The 26,236-nt window shown below is 67.8% G+C and carries 21 protein-coding genes; 7 read left to right on the top strand and 14 right to left on the bottom strand.

What is annotated here, in order from left to right:
* Positions 1-42: 42 nt before the first annotated feature.
* From BLV92_RS29645 to BLV92_RS31895, 9 genes are all read right to left on the bottom strand, one after another.
* On the bottom strand, positions 43-1,296 hold the full coding sequence (locus BLV92_RS29645) for an SfnB family sulfur acquisition oxidoreductase (protein WP_090552604.1): 1,254 nt from the start codon (positions 1,294-1,296) through the stop codon (positions 43-45).
* 140 nt (positions 1,297-1,436) lie between these two features.
* Entirely contained in the window at positions 1,437-2,477 is a 1,041-nt protein-coding gene (locus BLV92_RS29640) for an ABC transporter permease (protein WP_090552601.1), read from the bottom strand.
* 21 nt (positions 2,478-2,498) lie between these two features.
* Complete coding sequence (locus BLV92_RS29635) at positions 2,499-3,989, bottom strand: sugar ABC transporter ATP-binding protein (protein ID WP_090552598.1); 1,491 nt, start codon at positions 3,987-3,989, stop codon at positions 2,499-2,501.
* Positions 3,986-5,416 (bottom strand): MFS transporter, encoded by a 1,431-nt coding sequence (locus tag BLV92_RS29630; protein WP_090552596.1) that lies wholly within the window; start codon positions 5,414-5,416, stop codon positions 3,986-3,988. Before BLV92_RS29630 ends, BLV92_RS29635 begins: the two co-directional genes overlap by 4 nt.
* Before the next feature lie 181 nt (positions 5,417-5,597).
* Complete coding sequence (locus tag BLV92_RS29625) at positions 5,598-7,010, bottom strand: LLM class flavin-dependent oxidoreductase (RefSeq protein WP_090552593.1); 1,413 nt, start codon at positions 7,008-7,010, stop codon at positions 5,598-5,600.
* Positions 7,007-8,269, bottom strand: coding sequence for an acyl-CoA dehydrogenase family protein (locus BLV92_RS29620; protein ID WP_090552591.1), 1,263 nt, complete (start codon positions 8,267-8,269; stop codon positions 7,007-7,009). The genes BLV92_RS29625 and BLV92_RS29620 overlap by 4 nt, the downstream gene beginning before the upstream one ends.
* Positions 8,270-8,622: 353 nt before the next feature.
* Entirely contained in the window at positions 8,623-9,975 is a 1,353-nt protein-coding gene (locus BLV92_RS29615; protein ID WP_090552588.1) for a pyridoxal phosphate-dependent decarboxylase family protein, read from the bottom strand.
* 12 nt (positions 9,976-9,987) lie between these two features.
* Positions 9,988-10,287, bottom strand: a complete 300-nt coding sequence (locus tag BLV92_RS29610) for an ArsR/SmtB family transcription factor (RefSeq protein ID WP_090553163.1) — start codon at positions 10,285-10,287, stop codon at positions 9,988-9,990.
* A gap of 32 nt (positions 10,288-10,319) precedes the next feature.
* Positions 10,320-10,571 (bottom strand): hypothetical protein, encoded by a 252-nt coding sequence (locus BLV92_RS31895; RefSeq protein WP_143040753.1) that lies wholly within the window; start codon positions 10,569-10,571, stop codon positions 10,320-10,322.
* A 336-nt stretch (positions 10,572-10,907) separates the two neighbouring features.
* Between BLV92_RS31895 and BLV92_RS29605 the strand changes: the two genes are divergently transcribed.
* From BLV92_RS29605 to BLV92_RS29585, 5 genes are all read left to right on the top strand, one after another.
* Complete coding sequence (locus BLV92_RS29605) at positions 10,908-11,543, top strand: YbhB/YbcL family Raf kinase inhibitor-like protein (protein WP_090552586.1); 636 nt, start codon at positions 10,908-10,910, stop codon at positions 11,541-11,543.
* Positions 11,544-11,578: 35 nt separating this feature from the next.
* On the top strand, positions 11,579-12,442 hold the full coding sequence (locus tag BLV92_RS29600) for an AraC family transcriptional regulator (protein WP_090552583.1): 864 nt from the start codon (positions 11,579-11,581) through the stop codon (positions 12,440-12,442).
* A 219-nt stretch (positions 12,443-12,661) separates the two neighbouring features.
* Positions 12,662-13,105 (top strand): MarR family winged helix-turn-helix transcriptional regulator, encoded by a 444-nt coding sequence (locus BLV92_RS29595; RefSeq protein WP_090552580.1) that lies wholly within the window; start codon positions 12,662-12,664, stop codon positions 13,103-13,105.
* An 89-nt stretch (positions 13,106-13,194) separates the two neighbouring features.
* A complete protein-coding gene (locus BLV92_RS29590; RefSeq protein WP_090552577.1) occupies positions 13,195-13,758 on the top strand; it encodes an isochorismatase family protein in 564 nt (187 codons plus the stop codon).
* 12 nt (positions 13,759-13,770) lie between these two features.
* Entirely contained in the window at positions 13,771-15,171 is a 1,401-nt protein-coding gene (locus tag BLV92_RS29585) for a DHA2 family efflux MFS transporter permease subunit (protein WP_090552574.1), read from the top strand.
* Positions 15,172-15,249: 78 nt separating this feature from the next.
* On the opposite strand, the gene siaD is transcribed toward BLV92_RS29585, so the two are convergent.
* The 5 genes from siaD to BLV92_RS29560 all read right to left on the bottom strand — a co-directional run bounded on the left by siaD (position 15,250) and on the right by BLV92_RS29560 (position 21,166).
* A complete protein-coding gene (gene siaD / locus BLV92_RS29580; protein WP_090552571.1) occupies positions 15,250-16,038 on the bottom strand; it encodes a biofilm regulation diguanylate cyclase SiaD in 789 nt (262 codons plus the stop codon).
* Positions 16,035-16,427: a biofilm regulation phosphoprotein SiaC gene (gene siaC / locus BLV92_RS29575; protein WP_090552568.1), complete on the bottom strand. Its 393-nt coding sequence runs from the start codon at positions 16,425-16,427 to the stop codon at positions 16,035-16,037. The genes siaD and siaC overlap by 4 nt, the downstream gene beginning before the upstream one ends.
* 14 nt (positions 16,428-16,441) lie before the next feature.
* Positions 16,442-16,984 (bottom strand): biofilm regulation protein kinase SiaB, encoded by a 543-nt coding sequence (gene siaB, locus BLV92_RS29570; protein ID WP_090552566.1) that lies wholly within the window; start codon positions 16,982-16,984, stop codon positions 16,442-16,444.
* Between the two features lie 13 nt (positions 16,985-16,997).
* Positions 16,998-18,938 carry a SpoIIE family protein phosphatase gene (locus BLV92_RS29565; protein ID WP_090552563.1) on the bottom strand — a complete coding sequence of 647 codons (1,941 nt, stop codon included), beginning with the start codon at positions 18,936-18,938 and terminating at the stop codon, positions 16,998-17,000.
* Positions 18,939-19,084: 146 nt separating this feature from the next.
* On the bottom strand, positions 19,085-21,166 hold the full coding sequence (locus BLV92_RS29560) for an EAL domain-containing protein (protein WP_090552561.1): 2,082 nt from the start codon (positions 21,164-21,166) through the stop codon (positions 19,085-19,087).
* 617 nt (positions 21,167-21,783) lie between these two features.
* On the opposite strand from BLV92_RS29560, the gene BLV92_RS32990 reads away from it, so the two are divergent.
* Positions 21,784-23,553, top strand: coding sequence for a methyl-accepting chemotaxis protein (locus tag BLV92_RS32990; protein ID WP_090552558.1), 1,770 nt, complete (start codon positions 21,784-21,786; stop codon positions 23,551-23,553).
* Between the two features lie 409 nt (positions 23,554-23,962).
* Entirely contained in the window at positions 23,963-26,158 is a 2,196-nt protein-coding gene (gene katG / locus BLV92_RS29550; RefSeq protein WP_090552557.1) for a catalase/peroxidase HPI, read from the top strand.
* Positions 26,159-26,236: the final 78 nt, after the last annotated feature.

Here is a 26,236-nt window from a genome sequence, read left to right as displayed (position 1 = left end):
GAAGGTCGAAGGGATCGGGCGTCGTGTCGCGCGGCCGGACGGTCAGTTCCACGCGTGGCGCGCGGGCTTGACGCCGTTCAGGTAGTAGTTGCCGACGAGGTGGTATTTCCAGCGCACCGGGTCGTGCAGCGTATGCGTGCGCGCGTTGCGCCAGTGGCGGTCGAGGTTGTGCTCGGCGAGCGTCGCCTGCGTGCCCGCGAGTTCGAACAGCTTCTCGCCCGCGAGCAACGCGATCTCGGTGGTCAGCACCTTCGCCTCGGCCACGGCGACCGATGCGCGCGCGACGTCGTCTTCGGTGAGCGGCGCCGGCTGCGCGGCGATCTCGTCGAGCGTGCGCGCCGCGCGTTCGAGCAATGCGTCGGCTGCATGCAGCTGGATATGCAGGCGGCCGACCTCGCGCAGCACGAGCGGATCGTCAGCCGCGCGCTCGACGCCGCTGTCGACCCACGGCCGGGTGCGCTCGCGCACGAACGCAAGCGTGTCGTCGAGCGCGGCGCGCGCGATGCCCGCGTCGATCGCCGCCTGGATGATCTGCGACACCGGCCCGTTCAGCGTCGGCCGCTCGGACACCTCATAGGCGGGCAGCACGTTCGCCGCCGGCACGCGCACGCCGGACGCGATCACCGTGCCGCTCGCCGTCGTGCGCTGGCCGAAGCCGGACCAGTCGTCGACGACGTCGAGCCCCGCCGTTCCCTTCGGCACGTATGCGAGCCAGGCGCGGCGCGCGTCGTCGAGGCCGAGGATCGGCACGTAGTCCGCGAACAGCGCACCGGTCGAATAGAACTTCGTGCCGTCGATCACGTAGTCGCCGCCGTCCCGGACGACGCGCGTGCGCAGGTCGAGCACGTTCTTCGTGCCCTTCTCCGAGAAGCCGTTGCCGAAACGCCGCCCCTTCAGCACTTCGCCGAAGAAGAACCGCTTCTGCGCGTCGGTGCCGGTCAGCGCGATCACGTCGACCAGACCGAGATGGTTCTGCGGCAGTTGCCCGATCGACGGGTCGGCCGCCGCGACGATCTCGATCACCCGCGTCAGCGTGACGAACGACACGCCCGCGCCGCCATACGCCTTCGGCACGGTGATCGCCCACAGGCCCGACTGCGAGAACGCATCGGCTTCGTCGTACGGCAGCCGCCGCTCGCGGTCGCGCACGGCCGCCTCTTTGGCGAACGCCGACGCCAGGTCGCGCGCGACCTCGATCGCCTCGGCATCGTCGCCGATCACGCGCGCGTCGGCGCGCGTAACGTCTGCTGCAACAGCCTGCGCTTCGCGCGCGGCGGCTTCCGGAATCGCTGACATGGCTTACTCCCTGAACAGTCGGTTGATCGTCATCGGTAGCGCTTCAATCTAGCAGCGCACATCGGCGTGTCCAACCGACCGATTGCGATAAGAACTTCAGCGCGGCGCTCCTACGCTTATGCGCGGATGCGTTCGCGCATTCATCGCCCGCGCGCCTGCCGGCCGATGCTGAACGTGAACGCAAGCGCGGCCACCAGCAGCGCGCCCTTGATGAAATCCTGCATGTAGTACGGCGCATTCAGCATCGTCAGCCCGTTCAGCAGCACGCCGACGAAGATCGCGCCGATCACCGCGCCGAGCACGTTCGGCCGCTTCAGCCCCCACACCGCGTAACCGATCAGCGCGGCCGCGACCGCGTCGAGCAGCAGCGAATGCCCCGCGCCGACGTCGCCGCGCCCGACCCGCGCGGCGATCAGCGCGCCGCCGAGCGACGCGATCGCGCCGGACGCGACATACGCGCCGATGCGATAACGCGCGGTCGGCGCGCCCGCGAGCCGGGCGGCGGTCTCGTTGCCGCCGGTCGCATACAGCACGCGACCCCAGCGCGTGAACTCCATCACGAGCACCGCGACCACGGTGACGCCCGCGAGCACGAGCACCGGCACCGGCACGACGTCGAGCCAGCGCGCGCGGCCGAACGCGAGGAACGCATCGGGAAACGATCCCGTCGTCTCGGTGCCGTCCGGCAGGATCGTGCCGGTTGCGAGCGAGCGGCCGCCGGTCGGAATCAGTTGCAGCCCGGCAAGCAGGAACAGCGTGCCGAGCGTCGCGAGCTGGTCCGGCACGCGCAGCCGCGTAATCAGCAGGCCGTTGAACAGCCCGGTGCCGACGCCGAGCGCGAGACACGCGGCGAACGCCGCGAGCGCGCCGCCCTGCCAGACGACCAGCACGTAGCTCGCGGCCATCTGCGCCGTGGCGGCCGTGCTGCCGACCGACAGGTCGAAGCCGCCGACGGCGAGCGTGATCGAGACGCCGATCGCGAGCAGCGCGACGATCGCCGCGGCCTGCAGGATGCTGAACAGGTTGTCCACGCTGAGAAACGCCGGCTCGCGCCACGTGAACAGCACGCCGAGCGCGACCAGCAGCACGACGATGCCGCCTCGTTCGAGCGCGGTGCGCAGCCGCGCGCGCGGCAGAAAAACGGATGGCGCGGACGCGTTTTGTCCGGCGGTGATCTTCATCGTTCAGGTTCCCGAAATGGCTTAGTCAAGGGTCTCGATGCGCAGGCGATCGAAGTGCAGCACGCGGTCCGCGACCTCGAACGCCTCTTCCACGTCGCTGACGAACACGAGCGTCACGCGGTCCGCCGCGCCGCGCCGCAGCACTTCGACGATCTCCGCGCGCGCGCCGACGTCGACGCCCTGAAACGGCTCGTCGAGCAACAGCATCCGCGCGGGCTCCAGGTGCCAGCGCGCAAGCGCGACCTTCTGCTGGTTGCCGCCCGACAGGTTCGCGACGCGGTCGGCCGGGCCGTTGCAGCGCACGGTCATGCTGCGGATCGCCGCCTGCGCGCGCGCCCGTTCGCGCGAACGCACGATGCGGCCGCCGCGAAACCAGCGCGCCAGGAACGGAAAACTCAACGTGCCTTCGATCGACGCGAACGGCACGCTGTCCGGAAACAGCGACGTCGCCCAGCGATCCTCGCCGAGCATGAAGACGCCGGCGTCGATCGCGTCGGCCGCGCTGCGCGCGCGCCACGGCTCGCCGTCGAGCGTCATCGCACCGCCGGCCGGCGGCTCGATCCCGAAGATCGTCCGCGCGAGCCGCGACTTGCCGCCGCCGACCGGTCCCGCGATCGCGACGATCTCGCCGCGCGCCGCGTGGAAGTCGAGCGGCGGCGCGTCGGGAAAGAGCTTCAAGCCGCGCGCGCGAAAACCGGATCGCGACGGCTCGACCGGTTGATCGAGCACGCCGCCTGCCGCTGCCGGTGTTGACCGCGCCGGCAGTGGACGGCCGATCATCGCGTGCAATGCCGCGTCGCCGTCGAGCGGCGCGTCGAAGTCCGCGACATGCCGCCCGTCGCGCAGCACGACCGCGCGATCGGCCATCCGCCGCAGATCGCCTGGCCGATGCGACACCAGCAGGATGCCGACGCCGCGCGCGCGCAATGCGTCGAGCGCCGCGAACAGCGTATGCGCCTCCGCGGCGGACAGGCTCGCGGTCGGTTCGTCGAGGATCAGCAGCGCCGGATCGGTGTCGAGCGCGCGCGCCAGCGTGACCAGTTGCTTCGTCGCGACCGACTGTTCCGCGAGCGGCGCGGCGAGGTCGCCCGTCAGCCCGACGTGCGCCGCGATTGCCCGCGCGTCGCGCAGCCGGGCCGACGGCGTGGCGAACCAGCGGCCGCCCGCGCGGCTCGGGCTGCTCGTGCGATCGAGCAGCAGGTTCTCCGCGATCGACAGCGTCGGCACCACCGCGTCGGCGACCGCCTGATGCATCGTCGCGACGCCCAGCGCCTTCGCGCGCTGCGCGGAATCCGGCTGGTACGGGCGGCCGCGTAGCGTCAACGTCCCGCTGTCCGCGCGCAGCACGCCGCTCAGAATCTTCACGACCGTCGATTTTCCCGCGCCGTTCGCGCCCATCAGCGCGACGACCTCGCCGGCGCGGATCGACAGGTCGAAGCGGTCCAGCGCGCGCGTCGGGCCGAAGCGTTTCGACAGCGCACGCGCGTCGAGGACGACCGGCGCGGTGCTCAAGCGGCGGCCTCGTCGTCGATGTCGCGCGCGGTCGGCTCGTAGCGGATCGCCAGCAGGAACACGATCGGCGTGGCGGCTGTCACCGCGACGATCCAGAACATGTCGGTGCCGAAGCGCGCCTGCAGGATCGGCAGCACGAACAGCGCGAGCGCGCTGCCGATGCCGGTCAGCGAACGGCCGAAGCCGACCCCGGTGCCGCGAATCGACGTCGGGTACGACAGCGCCGGATAGATCATCATCTGCGCGCCGGGACCGAAGCCTTCGGCGAACAGCCACGTGCCGAGCATCAGCAGCGCAAAGCCGATGCCGAGCGCCGCCTGCGGATGGCCGACCAGCGCGAGCGCGACGAGCGCCACGAATTGCAGCGCGAAACCCGCGATCGCGACGTGTCGCGACGGATGGCGATACGCGAGCCGCATCCCGAGCAGGCCGCCGGTCAGCGCGAACAACAGGTTCAGCGCGAGCGACGCGGCGATCGTCTCGAACACGCCCGCGCCGAGAAACTGCGACAGGATCGACGGCAGGAAAAACGCGATGGCGGTGTATTCGAACGGAATGCACAGGTTCATCACGCTGGCGACGATCGTGCGTTCGCGATACGGCTTCTGGAACAGCACGCGCAGACTCGCCGGCGGTTGCTTCTGTACCGGCTCGCCCGCGTCCGGCGCTTCGTGCGCGTGAATGCCGTACGATTCGCGCAGGATGCGCACCGCGTTCTTCAGATCGCCCTGGTTCGCGGCCCACAGCGGCGACTCGTTCATGAAGCGCTTGCGCACGAGAATGATGACCAGCGCCGGCACCGCGCCGAAGATCAGCGACGCGCGCCACAACCAGCCCGCATGCGCCTCGGGCAGCAGGAAATACAGCCCGAACACGATCAGGAAGCACACCGACGAAGCCGCGTACCACATCGGGCACCACGCGGCGAGCCGCGACGCCTTGTTGCCGCGTCCGCTGAACTTCGAGAATTCCGCAAGGAACGCCATCGCGACCGGCAGGTCGATGCCGACGCCGAGCCCCATCACGAAGCGCGCGGCGATCAGCACCCACACGTTCGGCGCGAGGCCCGCCGCGATTGCCGCGACGACGAAGAACAGCATGTCGGCCATGAACACCTGGTAGCGGCCGATCCTGTCGGTCAGCCAGCCGCCGACCACGCTGCCGAGTATCGTGCCGATCACGATGGCCGAGCTGACGAGGCCGGTCAGCGAAGGCGTGAGGCCGAACTCGCGCGTCACGTCCTGGATGCCGTAGGACAGCGTGGTCAGGTCGTACGCGTCGAGAAACACGCCGCCGAGCGCGAGCAGCACGATCACGCGCGCATGGCTCGTCGCGGAACCGCCGGCGTTGATGAGGCGCGATACGTCGCTGGCCGAACGGATCGGCGTGGAAACGGGCGCTGCGATGTCGAGTTCGAGGGTGCTCAACGCTGACCTCCTTTTTTAAGGATCAAGACGGGACGTCAAGCGTTTATACGAATCGGCCGGACTTCAGGCAACGAACGAGTTGTGCTTACGATATATGGGCCGCACACGCGTCGCGCGATGCGGCGCGACAAGCGCAGACAGGCACGCCGCAGCGTGCCTGGGGTTCGAGCCGACGCACGGATCAGCGGGCTGTAACCGCCTCTTCCCGTTGCGCCGCTTCTTCCCGCTTCACGCGCTCGATGTCGCGATAGCGCGCCGCCGGATGATCGCCGGGCAGCCGCGCGCCGGCTCCGAACAGTTTCTCGCGCAGCGTGCCTTCGCGATACGACGTCGGATAAACGCCGCGCCGCTGCAACTCCGGCACGAGGTAATGCACGACGTCCTCGAACGTCTCGTGCGCGATCGCATACGCGAGATTGAAGCCGTCCACGCCGGTCGCTTCGACCCATTGCTGAAGGATGTCCGCGACCGTCGACGCGGAGCCGACGAACACCGGCCCCATGCCGCCGATGCCGCCCCACGTCGCCAGTTCCTCGATCGTCCACGAGCGGTCGCCGCCCGCGAGATGTTCGACAGCCGACACGATCGCGTTCGTCTCGACGCGCCGCACCAGATCCGTCGGCGCGTACTGCCCGAAGTCGATGCCGGTCCAGCCGGACATGAACACGAGCGAGCCGTCGTACGACACGTAGCGTTGGTACTCTTCGAATTTCGCGTGCGCCTTCGCGTCGGTCTCGTCGACGATCACGGTGACGAGGTTGTAGATCAGCAGCCTGGCGGGATCGCGGCCGGCTTCCGAAGCCTGCCGGCGCACGTCGGCGACGTACTGCTTCAGCACCGACTGCGTCGGCGCGGCGACGAACACGCACTCCGCATGCTGCGCGGCGAACGTCTTGCCCGGCCCCGACGCGCCGGCCTGATACAGCACCGGCGTGCGCTGCGGCGACGGCTCGCACAGGTGATAACCGGGCACGTCGAAGAAGCGCCCCTGGTGGCCGATCTCGTGCACTTTCTCCGGGTGCGTGAACACGCGCTGCTGCCGGTCGCGCACGACCGCCCCGTCCTCCCAGCTCCCCTCGAACAGCTTGTACAGCACCTCCACGTACTCGGCCGCGACCTCGTAGCGATTGCTGTGATCGCGCAACCCGCCCTGCCCGATGTTCTTCGCGCCGCTCTCCAGATACGACGTGACGATGTTCCAGCCGACCCGCCCCTTCGTGTGATGATCCGCGGTCGAAAGCCGCCGCGCGAACGTGTACGGATGCTCGAACGACGTGGACGCCGTGATGCCGATGCCCAGATGCTCCGTCACCATCGCGATCGGCGCCGCGACTTGCAGCGGATCGTTCACCGGAATCTGCGCGGCCTGGTGCAGCGCGTGATAGTTGCTGCCCTTGTAGACGTCGTAATAGCCGATCACGTCCGCGATGAAGATCCCGTCGAAGATGCCCTTTTCCAGCAGCTTCGCGAGATCGGTCCAGTAGTCGAGGTCCTTGTACTGCCACGAACGGTCGCGCGGATGCGCCCACAGCCCCGGCGACTGATGCCCGACGCAGTTCATCTCGAACGCGTTGAAACGGATCGGCCGGCTCATGCGCGCGCCCCGCTCACGGGGTTTTGCTGGCCGTCCCCGATCTTCCATACGTAAGGCGGCTCGGCGCCGTTGATCGCCCAGTCGCCGACGATCCTCGCCTTGTACACGAGCGGATTGTGCGACGACACCGTACGCGCGTTGCGCCAGTGACGGTCCAATGCTTTTGCGGTGCTCGTCGCCGATGCGCCGAGCGCGTCGAACAGATGCGTGGACGCGCGCAGCGCGAGGTCCGACACCACCAGTTGGCTCTGCGCGGATTCGATTTCGGCGTCGAGGTTCGCCGCGTATTCGGCCTGCTCGTCGCCGCCTCGATGCGCGTCATACGCGCGCTGCAACGGCTCGGCCGCGCGCAGCGCGATCGCTTCGGCCGCATAGGCCCACGCTGCGATTTCGCCGACCACCTGCTGGATCTGCGCGTCGTCGCCGGAGCGCGACGCGTTGCCGTGGCTGTAGATGCGCGTGCGCGCGCGGACCAGTTCGGCCGCGTCGCGCTTCACCGCCTGCGCGATGCCCGCCAGCGTCGCGACGTGGAAAAGCTGATAGAACGCGGTCTGGTAGCGAAAGCGGCGCGCGAAGTCGATCACGTTCTGCGCGTCGACGCTCGCGTGCTGGAAGCGCGTCGTGCCGCTCGCGGTGCCGACCTGGCCGAAACCGTCCCAGTCGTCGTCGAGCTGCACGCCCGGCTGATGCCGGTTGACGACCGCGATCACGTCGCCGTCATCGTCGGCGCGCCGCGCATAGACGTCGAGCCAGTCCGCGAACAGGCCGCCGGTGCTGTAGTATTTCGCGCCGTCGATCACCCAGCCGTCGCCCTGCTTCGACACGCGCGTGCGCACGTCGCCGATCGCGTTGCCGACCTCGGTCCACGCACCGCCGACGATCTGGCCGCTGACGAAGCGGTCGAACCAGGTTTTCTGCACGGCGTCGGACGCTGCGTTGAGCCGGTCCTCGACGAATGCGAAATGCGAGCGCAGCGCCTGCGGCAGATTCGAATCGGCGGCGGCCAGTTCGACGATCAACCGGAACAGCTGCGGGATCGACGCGCCGAAGCCGCCGTGCGATACCGGCACCCGCAGCGCGCCGAAGCCGGCCGCTTTCAGCGCGTCGATCGCATCGCGAGGCAATGTGCGCGTGCGGTCGCGCTCGGCCGCGCCCGCGGCGATCCGTTCGAAGAGGGGGCGAAAGCGGGCGGCGAGTGTTTCGTAGTCGGCGCCCGTCGAGTGGGTAGTCCGGTCGGTGTCGTTCAGCAACGAAGTCATCAGCAGGTCCGTGGCGAAGCCCGCGGCGCGTCGGTCTGCGTTGCGCGCGGGCCGGATGGGAAGCGCGGCGCGCGAAGAGCGCGCCGCATCGAACCTATTAAACAAGGTCCGGCTCGCAGCGGCTACCACTGAATCTTCAGTTGCTAATGAGGTTTTGTGGGTTCGGTGAAGGTCACGTGAGCCACGCGAACGACCGTGGCCAACGACGCAGCCGTTTCGATGCAGTTACGCCGGAAGTGCGCACAAACCGCATGATTTCCGGCGATGCCCGAAATGACGTGATCTGCGATCCTGACTATCCGATACCGCATCCGTTTCACGAACCGATGCGGCGACAGACGGATCAGCGCGATCTATGCAGCGTGAGTTCCACGCAACCGGCACAGCAGTTCGATGAGCTGCTCCACATGCTCGTCGCCGGTGCGCCACGACGAAACGCTGATCCGGAACGCGGGGCGGCCTTGCCACACGGTCGGACCGAACCACACGTCCCCCGATGCCTGCGCGGCCTGACGAATGGCGACGGTCTGCTCGTCGGTATCGGCGCGCACGAGAACCTGGTTGAGGACGACACGATTCAGCACCTGATAACCGCCTGCCCGCAATCCGTCTGCGATACGCGATGCCTGCGCGCAATGACGCTCGACCATCGCCGCGATGCCGGTACGGCCGAGCGCGCGCAGCGCCGCCCAGATGGGAATGCCGCGCGGCCGCCGCGAAAACTCCAGGTTGAGGTTCTTCTGCGCATCCTGCGACGCAGCGGAATAAGCCGCGTCGCTGTTCATCGCGGACGCAAGCGCCGCTGCCTCCCGGCAAATGGTCATCGCGCCGTCGTACGGCGTGTTGAGCCACTTGTGGCCGTCGGTGGTCCAGCTATCGGCGGCGTCTATGCCGTCCGTCAACGGGGCCTTCGATGAAGCTCGCGCCCACAAGCCGAACGCGCCGTCCACATGCACCCATGCACCCGCCGCCCTGGCGCGCGGAATCAGCGTCGGGAACGGATCGAATTCGCCGGTGTTGACCTCGCCCGCCTGCAGACACAGGATCGTCATGTCGTCGAGCGCCGGCAGGCGATCCGGATCGATGCGCGCATGGGCGTCCACCGGCGCGGCGACGATCCGCTTCATGCCGAAACCGAGAACGCGCAGCGCCTTCTTGACGGTGATATGGGCCAGTTCCGAAATCACCACCTTGACTTCCGGTGCGCCGATCAAGCCGTCTTCGTCGTAGTCCCAACCCTTGCGGGCCAGCAACGCGCGCCGCGCGGCCGCGATGGCGACGAGCGTGCATGCCGTTGCGCTGGTGCCGAACCCGACGGCGCTTTCACGCGGCAGATCGAGCGCATCCAGAACCCAGCGCGCGGCGATGCGTTCGACGGTCGCCGCGACCGGCGAGTTGTCGAAAGAGGACGCACACTGGTCCCATGCGAGCATCAACCGCTCGGCCGCCGCCGCGGCCGGCAGCGCCGCACCAATGACAAAGCCGAAGTAGCGAGGATCGTTCGACGCGGCCGTCGCGGGAGAGCCGGATTCGTCCAGCAACCGCAGAACGTCGGAAGGCGGTTTGCCCTGCTCCGGAAACGGTTCGTCGAACGCGGACAGGCCGCTCAACGTGGCGGCGTCCGGGAAGACGCGCCGTTTGCCGATCGACGTCAGATACGCGTGGGCGCGCCGGTCCGCGTCCGCGATGAGTGCATGTTCATCCACTGGCGACACCCCTCAAAGCTGCGAAAGATCGCGACTGAGCTTTTTCAGCTCGGCGTCTATCCGCTTGTAATAAGTGAATTTCCCGATGCGGGTGGCGCGCACGAGTCCCGCGTCGGCCAGGATGCGCATGTGCCGGGTGGTGGTGGCCGGCGCAATGCGCAGCTTCTCGGTGATGAACGTACAGCACACGCCCAGTTCATCGACATCGCCGTGCGGCTGATGAGGGAAATGCTTTCTCGGCTCCTTGAGCCATCGCATCACGGCGAGCCGGCTTTCGTTGGCGAGTGCGCTGATGCGGGTAACGTCGTTCATGAACTCTCCCCCGTTGACGTTTCGCATGTTAGCTAAATGACGAAACGTTGGCAACGGGGTAGCGGGAAAGCGGGCGGGATGGAAAACGCGTGGTGTCGATGGACGATGCACGTCGTCTCGGGCAACACCAATGACGACTTGCCCCTCACACCTTCGCCAGATTCAACTTCGCCACGCAGCCCGCGCCGAAAGACGTCGATGGCATCGCGCTTCGCGCTGTCGGGCCGCCATACGATGAAGTGCGCATGAACATCGACGATCTTTTTCGCCGCGCCTGATTGCACGACCGCCTCGCTCCGGCGGCAGGCAACTCCATGGCGTCATCGACGAAGCGCCGAGAACCCGGCTCGCGGACGAATACAGGCTTCATCGACCGCCCTTCATGAAGCGCCGGTGATAACCGCACTCAGCCCGCAACGGACAGTAGCCTCGAACCTCACCGCTTCCGCGTGGCAGCAGACCTAACCCAGTCACATTGAAAGGATATCGCTTCAAAATGACCGGATTTGATAATATCCCCGCCGTTCACCTGCATAGAATGCCGACGGGTCGCATCGCAGACCGCGCGCAACGCGGCAGCGAGCTTCCCCTCCATTCCATTTCAGGGACCACACCCAGCCATGCAACTGACCAGCCAGAGCTTCGACGACGGCAAGCCCATCCCCGGCGAATTCGCGTTCGCCGTGCCGGACGCCGCAACGCACGTCGCGTTGTCGTCCAACCGCAATCCGCATCTCGCATGGCGCGACGCGCCGGCCGGCACGCAGTCGTTCGTGCTCGTCTGCCACGATCCGGACGTGCCGAGCCGCGGCGACGACGTCAACCAGGAAGGCCGCGAAGTGGCGGCGTCGCTGCCGCGCGTCGACTTCTTCCACTGGCTGCTGCTCGACATTCCGGCGCACGTCGCCGAAATCGCGGCCGGCAGCCACTCCGCGAGCGTGACGCCGCGCGGCAAGCCGGGTCCGGCCGTCGAGGGCGGCCTGCGTCATGGCATCAACGACTACACCGGATGGTTCGCCGGCGACGCGCAGATGAACGGCGAATACTACGGCTACGACGGCCCCTGCCCGCCGTGGAACGACGCCATCGCGCACCGCTACGTGTTCGCGGTCTACGCGCTGGCAACGCCGACGCTCGAAGTGGACGGCCCGCTGACCGGCGCGAACGTCCGCGCCGCGCTGGCTTGCGCACAGGTGCTCGGCGAGGCCCGCATCACCGGCATCTACAGCCTCAATCCGGCTGTGGCGGTCGCATAACCGGCGGCGGCATCATGGCAGGCGCGAGTTCCGTTATGGCCCACTTGCAGTCGTTGCATCGAGGCACGACGCAACCGGACGCCGCCGGATCGGCGCTCCCGTCCGGCGCGCCGCTGCCGCGCCGCGCGTTGTGCGGACTCGCGCAGCCTTGCCTTGCGCGGCCGCAGCAGACGCGCGGTTTCAGGTTCTTCGAAGCGACGCTGCTGCTGGTCGTGTCGGGCGAACTGACGCTGGATGCCGGCGACGGACCGCTGACGACGAACTCGCCCCTTTCGCTGATGGTCGTGGACCAGCATGCGCGCGCCGATCTGACCAAGCTGCCCGGCGGCCAGGAAAACCGCTTCCGTTCGATTTTCCTGTCGCTATCGCCGGCGCTCGTGAGCGCGTTCTATCACGCGTATCCGGCACTCGCGTCGATACCGCCGCTCGCGAAACCCGCCCTCGTGCCGCTCGACGACGACCTGTCGAACACGCTCAGGCACTGCGTCGAAAGCATCGAGGACCCGCGGCTCAGCGACGAACGCCTGCATCATCGGCTGATGGACCTGCTGCTGGCGTTATCGGAACGCCACTGTCTGCTGGCCCGTCCGTCGCAGCAAGGCGCAGCGGAACGGCTGCGCGTGCTGTTCAGCGAAGACCCCGCGCGGCCGTGGACCGCCCGCGACGCCGGCCGCGAACTGGCGATGAGCGAATCGACGCTCAGGCGGCGCCTCGCCGACGAGCGCGTCGGTTTCGAGGCGCTGCTGATCGACGTGAGGATGCACCACGCGATGATGCTGATGCAGACCACGCGCTGGCCGATCCCGCGGATTGCCGACGCCTGCGGTTATCGATCCCGCGCGCGGTTCACGGAGCGGTTCCGTGAGCGGTTCGGCGCGTTGCCCTCGGACGTCCGCTAGCGTTGCACCGTGCCCGGGAACGTACGCCGGTTGGCGGCGGTCGCGCTCCGGTCATGGCGTTCCCGATCAACCGACCTGCGCCTGAGCGCAAAACGCGTCGCTATGAGGAATCGGGGTTCCTGCGGTGTCCGCTTCGTCTATCCGCGCACGAGTTTCGCCGGCGAGCAATTTAAACAGTTTAACTTGCAAGTTAAACTGTCGTGCTCTAAGCTCCGCCCCATGACCCGTGCCCGCATCTCCACTCCCGCGCTCGAATCCGTCGTCGCCGACCTCACGCTGGCGATCGGCCAGTTGCTGCGCCGGCTTCGTTCGGAGGCCCATCCGGGCGAACTGAATCTGTCGCAGGCGAGCGTGCTCGCGCGCCTCGCGCGCGAAGGCCCGCTGACGACGGCCGACCTCGCCCGCGCGGAATCGATGAAACCGCAGTCGATGAAGGCGATCCTGGCGATCCTCGAAGAAGCGGGCTGCGTCGAGCGTCAGCCGCATCCGACCGACGGCCGCCAGATCCTGTTCGTGCCGACGCCGAAGGGCCTCGAAGAGCGCAAGCGGCGAACGGCGGCCAAACGCGAATGGCTCGTCGATGCGCTGGCGGGCCTCGATCAGGCGGAGATCGACGCGCTCGCGGCGGCCATCCCGATCATCAAGCGGCTCGGCGATTCCTGAAGCCCCGCGCAACTCGCATCACGCCGTTGCACCGAAGCGCAGCGGACGTTCGCCCGTCTCTCTCCCCACCCCGATCAGGATGACCCATCATGAGCGTGACCACCCTCGACCCGCACACCGCCCTGATCGTCGTCGATCTGCAGAAAGGCATTGCGGGACTTCCCGCCGTTCATCCGATCGCCGCCGTCACCGCGAAGGCGGCTGAGCTGGCGTCGGCGTTTCGTCAACGGGGACTGCCGGTCGTGCTGGTCAACGCCGGCGGACGCGCGCCGGGGCGCACGGAGCAGTCGCAGGCGTCGATGCCGCTCCCCGACGACTGGATGGACCTGCTGCCCGAACTGGACCCGCAGCCGCAGGATCATCGGGTCACCAAATACACGTGGGGCGCGTTCCTCGGCACCGGTCTCGAATCGCGGCTGAAGTCGGCTGGCGTCACCCAGATCGTGCTGGCCGGCGTCGCGACCAGCATGGGCGTCGAATCGACCGCGCGCGAAGCCTACGCGCTCGGGTTCAACGTGACGCTCGCCATCGACGCGATGACCGACCTGAGCGAAGCGGCGCATATCAACAGCGTGTCGCGCATCTTTCCGCGTCTCGGCGAAACCGGCACGACGCAGGAAATCGTCGCGCTGCTCGACTCACACAGCGTCTGAGCGGCACGACGCATGGACAGGGACAACCGGCCAACCCGGCCGCGCACCGCGGCAGCACTCGATCCTTCGGTCTGGAAGATATCGGCCGTCGCGGTGCTCGGGTCGTTGCTCGCGCAGCTGGATGCGACGATCGTCAACGTGTCGCTGTCGAGTCTCGCGCAGGATCTGCATTCGACGCTTCCGGTCATTCAGTGGGTCACGAGCGGCTATCTGCTCGCGCTGACGTTCGTGCTGCCGCTGAACGGCTGGCTGGTCGATCGCATCGGCGGAAAAGCCCTGTATTTGTGGTGCTTTTCGGTGTTCACGATCAGTTCGGCGCTCTGCGGCCTCGCGTGGTCGGCCAACTCGCTGATCGGCTTTCGCATCCTGCAAGGCGTGAGCGGCGGCCTGCTCGCGCCGATGGCGCAGATGATGATGAAACGCGCGGCGGGAGACCAGTTCACGCGCATCGCCGGTTATGCGGCGTTTCCGATTCTGCTCGGGCCGCTGCTCGGCCCGGTGATCGCCGGCGCGATCCTGCATTACACGTCGTGGCGCTGGCTGTTCCTCGTGAATCTGCCGGTCGGCCTGCTCGCGCTCGTGCTGGCGCTGCGTTTCCTGCCCGACGACCGCGAGGAGCGCAAGCAGCGCGAACTCGACTGGCTGGGCCTGTTGCTGCTGTCGCCGGGACTCGCGCTGGTGCTGTTCGGCGCGGAGCGGATCGGTCGGCACACGGGACTTGTCGCGATGGCGGCGGGATTCGTGCTGCTCGTCGGGTTCCTGCGCGTGGAAAAACGCAAGGCCGAACACGCGCTGATCGATCTCGGCCAGTTTCGCAGCAGGACCTTCGCCGTGGCGTCGGTTGCGCAGTTTCTGTCGAACGGCGTGATGTTCGCGGGGCAGATGCTGATTCCGCTGTTCCTGATCGAAGCGTGCGGCCAGTCGCCCGCGATGATGGGATGGCTGCTCGCGCCGCTCGGCCTCGGGATGATGCTGACGTTTCCGTCGCTCGGCTTGTTGACCGGGCGTTTCGGCGCGCGCGCGGTGGCGACCGGCGGAGCGGCGCTCGCGTTGTGCGCGACGCTGGCGCTCGCGTGGCTGGCGGGGCGCGGGCTCGATCTGTTCGTGCTCGTTCCGGCGCTGTTCGTTCGCGGGATGGGACAGGGCGCGGTGGGACTGCCGGCGATCTCCGTCGCGTATGCGTCGATCGAGCGACGCGATCTGCCGATGGCCACCACGACGCTCAACATCGTCCAGCGGCTCGGCGGCCCGACGCTGACCACGCTCTGCGCGCTGTTTCTTGCGTGGATGCTGGAGACGCATGGCGGCAGCGGCGAGCCGCATGCGTGGGTTTTCGCGTTCCTGCTGCTTGCCGCGCTGCATGCGCTCACGGTGCTGGCGGCCGCGGGCCTGCCGCGCCGCGCGCGGGGTTGACGGGCTGAGAGTGAAGCCGCTTGCGCCCGCCGGCATCGCATCAAGAAGAACGCGCGAGGCGAACCGCGCGCACGCCCCTTACCGTCCGTCGAACACCGTCCGGTTCCGCCCTTCCTGCTTCGCCCGGCGCAGCGCCGCGTCCGCGCGCCCGAGCGTCTGCGCATAAGTTTCGCCGGCCATAGACACGGCTGCACCGATACTGACCGTCACGCCGATCGTCTCGTCGCGATCCCCGACCGGAACCCTGACTTCCGCGATGTTCCGGTGCATCCGCTCGACCACCGTACCCGCGCCGTCGAGCGTCGTATCCGGCAGCACCAGCAGAAATTCCTCGCCGCCCCACCGTCCGCACAGATCGTATTGCCGCTTCGAAGCGAGCATCGCGTGCCCCAGTTCCATCAGCACGCGGTCGCCGACGTCGTGTCCCCAGCGGTCGTTGATCTGCTTGAAGTAGTCCGCATCGAGCATCGCTATCACGAACGGACGCCCGGTGCGGGCCGAGCGCGCGCTCTCCTCGTTCAGCCGGACCATCAGTTGCCGGCGGTTCGGAATGCCGGTCAGCGGATCGAGCATCGACGCTTCCTGCAACAGCGCGTTGCGATCGCGCATCAGCGCCTGATAGCGGTCCGCGATGCGCAGGATCTTGCCGAGCCGCTTCGACTGGCTCTCGTAACGCCCGGACAGCGTCGAGTGCGCGTCGCGCGCCATCGCCTGGAAGCCGTCGGAGATCTGCGCGATCCGCTCGCTGCGCGCGTTCTGGCCGAGCGCGCGCCGATAAACGAGCGACAGCGCCGCGCGCAGCGGATGCCCTTCGTATTGCGGGTCGGCCAGCAACTGCTCGACCATCCGGTCCAGCTCGTCGTTCATCGCGGATCCTCGTCGCGCGCGAGGATCTCGAATTCGAACGTGCAGTCCTCGCGAAACTCGGCCGCGAGTTCGGCCACGCGTTCGTTGTGGCTGTCGTAGTACCAGACGACGCGCACCGCGCGCCCTTCGCGATGCGCGTCCTCGAACAGGTCGAAGATCTCCATCATCGCCTTGATCGAACTGGTGTTCAGATACAGCAGTTGCAATTCGAGCGCGAGGGGGCGCGGTTCCGCGGCGAAAAAGCGGCGAATCCAGCCGGTCACCTGGTCGAACAGTTCGTACGCGTTCTCCGGATACGAATCGCCGCTCATCGCGAGGACGCCGGCCTGCCAGTCGCCGTCGATCGACGGTGTGGACGGCGTCCCGCCGATAACAAGTTGGTTGCTCATGATGTAATGCCCGATCAGATCACGGCGCGCAGGCTGAAGAATGCGCGTCCGTCAGGTTGGTCCGCGAGCGACGGCTGCAGCGGCACGCGGCTCTTCCTCGCGATGCCCAGCAGCCCGAGTCCCGCGCCGCCGCCCGGCGCGCGCTCGCGCGGCCGCCGCAACTGCGCGCGGTATGCGGCCTTCAGGTCGGCCGGGTCGAGGCGCCCGATGGCGTCGATCGTCCGCATCAGCCGCAGGCCGTCGTCGCGCTCGACCACGTTGCCCGCGAAAACGACGTAGCCGTCGGCCGCGCCGCGGCCGATCGCGACCGTCGCGGTCGCAGTCTGCTCGTTGTAGCCGCGTTGCGCCGTATAGCGGCGAATGTTCTGCGTCATCTCGATGTAGACGGCGAACACGTCCATCGCCTCGTTCGGCGTCGCCTGCTCGGCTTCCATGTAGCCGCGCAGCGCATTGCCGATCTCTTCGAGCAGGCTGCGCGAGATCGGGCCGTTGAAGCACAGCATGATGCGTTGCCGCGTGTACTGTTCGCGCAGGCTCAGCAGGTCCAGCGATTCCATCCGTGGGTCCTCGTCAGTCAATGCGAAACGCAAGCAGGGTCATGTCGTCGCGCTGCGGGTGGCCGCGCCGGTATGCGTCGAGCGTCGCCTCGAACACGCGCGCCTGGTCGTCCAGCGGCAGATGCGCGTGGTCGCGCAGCATCGACGCGAAACGCGTGCCGCCGAAGCCGAAACCGTCGTCGCCGCCGGCCTGGTCGAACAGGCCGTCCGTGCCCAGATAGAACGTCCAGCCCGGCCGCAATGCCACCTCGACGTTGTCGTATTCGCCGCGACGCCGGTCGCCGATCGCACGGCGCGCGCCCTTGTGCTCGTGCACGTCGCGGCCGTCGGTCGCGAACAGCGAAATCTTCGCGCCGGCGAACACGATGCGCCGCCGCACGCGATCGACGAACACGAGGCCGGCGTCCATGCTGCCCGCGAGCACCTTGTCGAGCCGCTCGCGGCTCAGCATCCGGCGCAGCCCGTCGTCGGTGCGGCGCAGGATCGCCGCGGGATCGTCGAGCGGCGTCGCCTCCATCGCGCGCTCGAACAGCGCGCGGGCGGTCATCGTCATCAGCGCGCCCGGCACGCCGTGGCCCGCGCAGTCGATCACGCCGACCAGGTCGCCGTCCGCGTTGCGGCGGCACAGGTAGAAGTCGCCGCCGACCACGTCGCGCGGCTTCCACAGCACGAAATGATTCGCGCCGAAGCCGGCCTCGATCGACGGATCGGGCAGCATCGCGCGCTGGATCAGGCTCGCGTATTCGATCGAGCGCATCCGGTCGAGCGTGTTCGCCTTCAGCGTGCGGACCGCGTCGAACAGTTCGCGGATCTCGCCGCTGTACGCGTGCGGCGCGATATCCGCGCTCGGGCGGCCGGCCGCGACCGCGACGATCTCGTGCGTCGCGTCCGCGAGCGGCACGATGATGCGCCGGCGAAAACGCCGCGCGCCCAGCAGCAGCGCGATCGCCACTGCGACCAGGCCGATGCCGCCGCCGGCGAGCCGCACCAGCAGCGCGTCGCGATGCCTGCGCAGGCCGGTCTCGACGCGGTTCAGCATGGCGTCGCGGAAATCGACGATCGGCCGCATCAGCGGCACGTAACGCTGCGCGAACTGCGCGGTCGACGGCGGCGCGCCGTCCGCGCGGCTCGCGAGCGCCTCGACCGAACCGGCATACGCGAGCCCCGCGCCGAAATACTGGTCGCGCATCCGGGCGAGCACGGCATCGTCGTTCATCTTCGCGTCGGTGCGGCTGCGCGTCAGCGAATCGATCAGCTCGCGCAACTGGCCGATGCGCCCATACGACATCGCGATGTCGCGCTGCTCGCTCCCGCTCAACGGCCGACGCGCGCCGAGCGCGCCGGTGAAGCGCGAGCCGAGCAGCCCGGCCTGCTCGCGCAGCAATGCCGCGAGACTCGCGAGCCGCAGATAGTCGGTCATGTCGCTGCTGCCCGCGTCGCTGGTGACGATGCTGCGGTCCGCCGCATACACCGCCGGCTGCAACTGCGGAATCACGTCGACCATCCGCGCGACCGCGTCGTCCAGCGCCGGTTGCGAACGCTCCGCGCGCGGCAGCCGCAACAGCCGGTCGGCGTTCGCGCGCGCGAGCAGCAGGTCGCTGCGCGCCGCGTCGATCGCCGGCCGTTCCGCGCGGCACGGCTCGCAGGTTTCGTCATCGAGCCGCGCGGACAACAGCGCGAGCGCGTCGTCGCTCGCACGGCGCGCGGCGCGCAACGCGGCGAGCTTCGGCTCGGGCACCGGCCATTCCTCGCCGAGCGCGCCGTTGGTCGGCGCGCGTTCGGCCGACACCGTCTCCATCGCGACGAGCGCGCTGCGAAACGTGCGGAACGTCGCGAGCGCGTCGCCGGCGGCGGCGAACGCGCGCCATCCGTTCGACAGCAGCAGCACGAACAGCGCGAGCAGCACGCCGCAACACGCGACCAGGCCGCGGTCAAGCAGCGCGCGAATCGACATCGGGGCGCAGCCTGTGTTGATGGCTGCTCCGGTCTCGCGCGCGCGGCGCGCCGGCCGGTTCGGCGTTGGTACGACAGTCCATGGAAATCATCGAATATCGGTTGGGTTCATCACGGCGGAGCGGCGTTTGTTTCCGGAGGCGACGGCTAACGGCGGGTCAGCACGCCGACCAGACGCCGCCGCGCCGCGCCGTACTCGGGGCTGATCATTCCGTGTTCGAGCGCGGCATCGACGAGCGCCTGCTGGAGCGCCGTATCGATCGAGCCGAACGGCAATTCCGGCGGCAGGGCCGGTTCCCGGCGCGGGCGTCCCGCCATTTCGTCCGCGCCCACGCGCGCGGGCGACGCCATCCCCGCGAGATGCAGGTACAGCCGCTCCTCCCACAGCAGCAGCCGCGCGAGCCGCACGAGCGGGCTGTGCGAGCCGGAATGATCGGGCAGGCTGAGCGGCTGGTATTGCGCGATCCATCGTTCGAGGTCCGCGGCCGGCATCGGCCGCGCGATCACGTAACCCTGCACCGCGTCGACGCCGAGCGTCGCGATCGCTTCGAGCAGTTCGCGATTCTCGACGCCCTCGACGATCACCTGCTTGCCGAGCGAATGGCCGAGCCGGGTCAACTGGTACACGAAACGCAGCACGTCCGACGCGTCGTCGTCGGCCAGCGTGACGATGCTGCGGTCGATCTTGATCACGTCGAACGGCAGCTCGCGCAGCCGCGTCAGGCTGCTATGGCCGGAGCCGAGATCGTCTTCCGCGAGCCGGATGCCGAGCCCCTTGAAGCGCGCCAGTTCGCCGAGCACGTTCGCGCCCGACGCGATCTCGTCGGTTTCGAGCACTTCGAGCGTCAGGCCGGGCGACGGGCATGCGTATTCGCTCAACGCGCGCTGCGTCGCGTCGAAATAACGGTCGTCGCCGAACGCGCCGGACGGCAGGTTCACCGACACGCCGACGTCGAAACCCGCGCGCAGCCAGCCGGCGCGCTGCGCGAGCGCCTGCCGCAGCCCGCGCGCGTACAGCTCCAGGAAGTCGTCCGACGACAGCGCCGGAAAAAACACGGCCGGCGTCAGCAGCCGGTCGCCGTCGCGCAGCCGCGCGAGCGCCTCCACTTTCGTGACGCGGCCGCTCTTCAGGTCGACGACCGGCTGGTAATGCATTTCGAGCGCGTCCGAGCGCAGCAGCTCGGCCCAGCGCCGGCGCGTTTCGTAGCGGACCGTGCGCGTGATGCCGTCCTGGTTCTCCATGCGCCGGATCGCGGACACGAGCAGCATCTGCAACTGCACGAGGAAGTTCGCCTGATCGTCGGACACGAAACCGCCGGGCAGCGCGCTGTGCAGCGTCAGCACCGCGACCGGCCGGCCGCCGGGCTCCGCGAGCGGAATCGCGACGCTGCTGCGAAAACCCGCCGCGCGGGCCGCCGGCCGCCACGGGCTCATGCGAGGATCGGTCGAGAAGTTCACGCAGCGCTCGATCTTCGCGCTGCGCCACGCGCGGCCGACCGGCCCCGCGTCCATCGAATTGATCGGGCCGCCCGCCGAACGCTCCAGCGCGGCGAAATACGACTCGGTGTTCGCGCCCGCGATCGACTCGAAGCGGAACTTGCCGTGCCCATCGGGACGGCCGAACGAGCAGCCGGCGATCTCGTCGTGCGCGCCGAGCGTCTGCGCGACTTCGACGATCAGGTCGGTGTAGCTGCCCACGTCCCACGCAAGCTGCGTGATCTGCTGGACCGTTTCGTAGCGCGCCCCCTTCAGCCGCAGATACGACTCGATCTGCCACGCGATGTCGCGGATCAGGCGCCGGCCGAGCAGCGCGAGCGCCTCGCCGTGCACGGCGGAGTCCACATGACGGCGAACGGCGACGTGCAGCGCCTCCTGGCCGAGAATCACCTCGTCCGCGGGCAGGCCGACGATCGCGTGCACGCGGCCGACGTGCAGCGCGATCGCGCGATGGCGCTCGAACGTGAGGTCGGGCGTGGCGAGCATCAGCAGGTTCTGCAACTGATGGGCCTTCAGGTTGCCGAGTTCATCCGCGGACAGCACGTCGAGAAACTGCCGCGAGCGCGGCAGCGTCGAGAGCCCCGCATAAAAACGGTCCACGATCGCGCGGCCGCTGCGCCGCAGTTCGGCCGCGAGGCGGTCGAGCGCCGGCTGCCACGCCGGACCGTAGAGGTGCAGCGTGTCGTCCGCGTCGTCGTCGCGGTCATCAGTTCCCGAAGTGCGCCAGGTCATGATTCAACGAATGCCGCAATCAGGGTGACTCGTTGAAGAATTACAGAACGGAACATGGACCTTCATGATTCGGGTTGAGGATGAGCGCTTTTACGTCCCCGGTCGCCGGATTCTTTAGCGCACCGGCGAAAAATATAAAGACGGTATTGGCTTGACAAAATCGGAAATCACTTTCTTCTGAATGCGCCGAATTCCCTGAATGCGCCAGAAACTTATCCCGCCCGAAAGTTGTTATGCGGGTGCTTCATAATTTTCGATTCGGATATCCATTGCCTTTCCCTGTCGCTGCTTCGGTCTGGCGTATCCGCCATTGTCGTCCAGACGACAGATGAGGTCGATCTGACAGCCCTATCAGCCGCACCGCGCCGGGTTTTACCCCGATAAATAGCCGCTCCCAGTAATTAACAATCTGAAAAAAACGTTTGCGGAACCCCCTATTGAACCGATGAAATCAATCAATTGCCCATTATTCAATTCGGCACTCAATTTCAGTTAATCGCTTCCGTTAACCGGTGCACAGTCGCGCTCAGGCCAGATTGTCGAGCTTCGGGTATGCCTGTATTGCGTGTTTTCGGGTGACGCCACGGATTGCGTCGAACCTATTCAATGGAATATTCATGCTTAATATTACCCGCATAAAAATCGGGGGACGGCTTGCAATCGGTTTTGGCGCGGTGCTCGTATTGCTGCTCGCGTTGACGGCGGTCGGCGCGGTCCAGGTCGGCCGGATCAACAAGAGCCTGTCGACGATCAGCGAACTGAACGGCGTCAAGCAGCGTTATGCGATCAACTTTCGCGGCAGCGTCCACAACCGCGCGATCGCGCTGCGCGACGTCGTGCTCGAAGGCAGCGACAGCGGCCTCCAGGCGCAGGAGGATCTGATCCGCAAGCTCACCGACGAATACGCGCAGTCGGCGCGGCCGCTCGACCAGATGTTCGCGGCCGGCACCGACGTCACCGCCGACGAGCGCGCGGACCTCGCGCGCATCAAGAGCGTCGAGGCGCGCACGCTGCCGCTGATCGCGAAGGTCATCGCGCTGCGGCAGTCCGGCGATCTCACGGAAGCCGACCGCGTGCTGCTGGGCGAAGCGCGCCCCGCGTTCAACGACTGGCTCGACAGCATCAACGCGATGATCGACCTCGAAGAGAAGATGAGCCGCGACCTGTCGGTCGAAGCCCGTTCGATCGCCAGTTCGTTTACGACGCTGATGCTCGCGCTCGGCGTGTTCGCGGTGCTCCTCGGCGGCTTCATCGCGTGGACGATCTCGCGCAGCGTGATCCGTCCGATCACGCGCGCGTCGGAGATCGCGCACGCGGTCGCGTCCGGCGACCTGACCGTCGCGATCGATTCGACCTCGCGCGACGAAACCGGCGCGCTGCTCGATGCGCTGAAGACGATGCGCGACAGCCTGTCCTCGGTGGTGACCGGCGTGCGCGCGGGCACCGAGAGCGTCACGACGGGCGCGTCGGAAATCGCGGCGGGCAACATCGACCTGTCGTCGCGCACCGAGGAACAGGCGGCGTCGCTCGAACAGACGGCCGCGAGCATGGCGCAACTGACGGAGACCGTGAAGCAGAACGCCGACAACGCGCGCGAAGCGAACAAGCTCGCGATGAACGCGACGCGCGAAGCCGGCACCGGTCACGACGCCGTGCAGACGATGGTCGCGACGATCGGCAAGATCCGCGAAAGCTCCGGCAAGATTTCGGAGATCAACGGGCTGATCGAGGGCATCGCCTTCCAGACCAACATCCTCGCGCTGAACGCGGCAGTCGAGGCCGCGCGCGCCGGCGAACAGGGACGCGGGTTCGCGGTGGTCGCGGGCGAGGTCCGCAGCCTCGCGCAACGCTCGTCGGCGGCCGCGGGAGAGATCAAGACGCTGATCGAGTCGTCGGTGCGGCTCGTCGAGGAAGGCTCGCGGCAGGCCGAGGGCGCGGGCGCGACGATGGGCGAAGTCCGGCAGGCGATCGCGCAGGTGTCGGACCTGATGGGCGAGATCGCGTCGGCGTCCGAGGAACAGAGCCGCGGCATCGAGCAGGTGAATCAGGCGATCGTGCAGATGGACGAAACCACGCAGCAGAACGCGGCGCAGGTCGAGGAAGCCGCCGCCGCCGCGCAGTCGTTGCAGGAGCAGGCGGCGAAGCTGAAGGACGCGGTCAACGTGTTCCGGGTGTCCGCGTTCGCGTCCGCAGCGGCGCAGTCCGCGGCGAGAACCACGCTGCCGTCGCGCAGCGAGCCCAGGCGTCTTGCGGCGCCGAAACGCACGCCGGTTCTCAGGACGACGAAACCCGCCTCCGCGCCGCCGGGCGTCGCCAACGCCATGCCGCCGAAAGCGCGGGCCGCATCGAGCGCCGGCAGCGGATCGGACGACTGGGAGACGTTCTGACCGCTCGCCCGAAAGCCGGCCTGCGGCCAGTATCCGGCGCGGGCCGCCGACACCGGCGACTATCCGCGCGAGCCGGCCCCCCCATGATTGTTTCCGCAACCGGACTCGGGTAAGTTGAATCCTCCTGGCGAGTCGTGCGGACGGTTTCCGGAGCGCGTTGCATCCGGTTTTTTCCAAAGAATTCAATCGTCCCACGCGTACCGCCCGCCGGATTGGTAGGGCTCAAAGCATTAACGCGCCGGGCAGGACATAATGTGCCGAAAAAAAGCCACTGTGGGTCAGGTGGCGTCCCCTTGGCCTGTCGGTTTTTCTGTTCTGCAACTGTCAAACAGGTCTGCTTTCCGGGCGAAAGTCCGGAGACACCTGGCGTCCGCTGTCCCCGGCGGCAGATGATTAAAGGAGAATTAACATGTCGACTCAAGCGCAGTGCCCGTTCAAACACACCGCCGGCGGCGGCACGACGAACCGCGACTGGTGGCCCAATCAGCTCAACCTGAACATCCTGCACCAGCACTCGCCGCTGTCGGACCCGATGGGCGAAGGCTTCAACTATGCGGACGAATTCCGCAGCCTCGACCTCGAAGCGGTGAAGCAGGATCTGCGCGCGCTGATGACCGTATCGCAGGCATGGTGGCCGGCCGACTTCGGCCACTACGGCCCGTTCTTCATCCGCATGGCGTGGCACAGCGCCGGCACCTACCGCACCGGCGACGGCCGCGGCGGCGCCGGCTCGGGCCAGCAGCGTTTCGCGCCGCTCAACAGCTGGCCCGACAACGTGAGCCTCGACAAGGCGCGCCGGCTGATCTGGCCGGTCAAGCAGAAATACGGCCGCAAGATTTCGTGGGCCGACCTCATCATCCTGACCGGCAACGTCGCGCTGGAATCGATGGGCTTCAAGACGTTCGGCTTCGCGGGCGGCCGCGAGGACGTATGGGAACCGGACGAGGACGTGTACTGGGGCCGCGAAACCGCGTGGCTCGCGTTGAGCGACAACCCGAACAGCCGCTACTCCGGCGACCGCAACCTCGAAAACCCGCTCGCGGCCGTGCAGATGGGCCTGATCTACGTGAACCCGGAAGGCCCGGACGGCAATCCGGACCCGCTCGCCGCCGCGCGTGACATCCGCGACACGTTCGGCCGCATGGCAATGGACGACGAGGAAACCGTCGCGCTGATCGCGGGCGGCCATACGTTCGGCAAGACGCACGGCGCCGGCCCGGCGTCGAATGTCGGCCCGGAACCCGAAGCCGCGCCGCTGGAGCAGCAGGGTCTCGGCTGGAAGAGCAGCTACGGCACGGGCGTCGGCGGCGACGCGATCACGAGCGGCCTCGAAGTGATCTGGACCAGCACGCCGACGAAATGGAGCAACAACTTCTTCTGGAACCTGTTCGGCTACGAATGGGAACTGACGAAAAGCCCGGCCGGCGCGCATCAATGGAAGCCGAAGGGCGACGCCGGCGCGAACACCGTTCCGGACCCGCACGATCCGACGAAGCGCCGCGCGCCGTCGATGCTGACCACCGACCTCGCGCTGCGGGCCGACCCGGCGTACGAAAAGATTTCGCGGCGCTTCTTCGAGAACCCGGATGCGTTCGCGGACGCGTTCGCGCGCGCGTGGTTCAAGCTCACGCATCGCGACATGGGTCCGCGCGCGCGTTATCTCGGCCCGGAAGTGCCGGCCGAGGAATTGCTGTGGCAAGACCCGATTCCGGCGAACGACCATCCGCTGATCGACGACGCGGACATCGCCGCGCTGAAGGAAACGGTGCTCGCGTCCGGGCTGTCGGTGCCGCAACTGGTGTCGACCGCGTGGGCGTCGGCGGCGACGTTCCGCGGCTCCGACAAGCGCGGCGGCGCGAACGGCGCGCGCATCCGCCTCGCGCCGCAGAAGGACTGGGACGCGAACCAGCCCGAGCAGCTCGCGAAGGTGCTGGAAACGCTCGGCCGCATCCAGGCCGACTTCAACGGCTCGGCCGCCGGCGGCAAAAAGGTGTCGCTTGCGGACCTGATCGTGCTCGCCGGCGGCGCGGCGGTCGAGAAGGCGGCGAAGGACGCCGGCCACGCGGTGACGGTGCCGTTCGCGCCGGGCCGCATGGACGCGTCGCAGGAGCAGACCGACGTGCATTCGATGGCCGTGCTCGAACCGGCGGCCGACGGCTTCCGCAACTATCAGAAGCGCCCGTTCTCGATCCGCCCCGAGGCGCTGCTGGTGGACAAGGCGCAACTGCTGACGCTGACCGCGCCGGAAATGGCGGTGCTCGTCGGCGGCCTGCGCGTGCTCGGCGCGAACGTCGGGCAGACCGCGCACGGCGTCTTTACGAAGCGGCCGGGCGCGTTGACGAACGACTTCTTCGTCAACCTGCTCGACATGGGCACCGAATGGAAGCCGGTGTCGGAGGAAGCCGAACTGTTCGAGGGCCGCGACCGCGCGACCGGCGAACTGAAATGGACCGGCACGCGCGTCGATCTGGTGTTCGGTTCGCACGCGCAGTTGCGCGCGCTGTCCGAGGTCTATGGCAGCGAGGACGCGCAGCAGAAGTTCGTCACGGACTTCGTCGCCGCGTGGAACAAGGTGATGAACCTCGATCGCTTCGATCTGAAGTGATGGGGATCGCCGGCGCGTGACGCGCCGGTGTCGAAACGACGACGGCCGGTCTTGAGACCGGCCGTCGTTTTTTGTGCG

The sequence above is a fragment of the Paraburkholderia caballeronis genome, from assembly GCF_900104845.1.
GTDB lineage: Bacteria > Pseudomonadota > Gammaproteobacteria > Burkholderiales > Burkholderiaceae > Paraburkholderia > Paraburkholderia caballeronis.
Note: the sequence above shows the minus strand (reverse complement) of the source record. Positions and strands in the feature narration are given on the sequence as shown.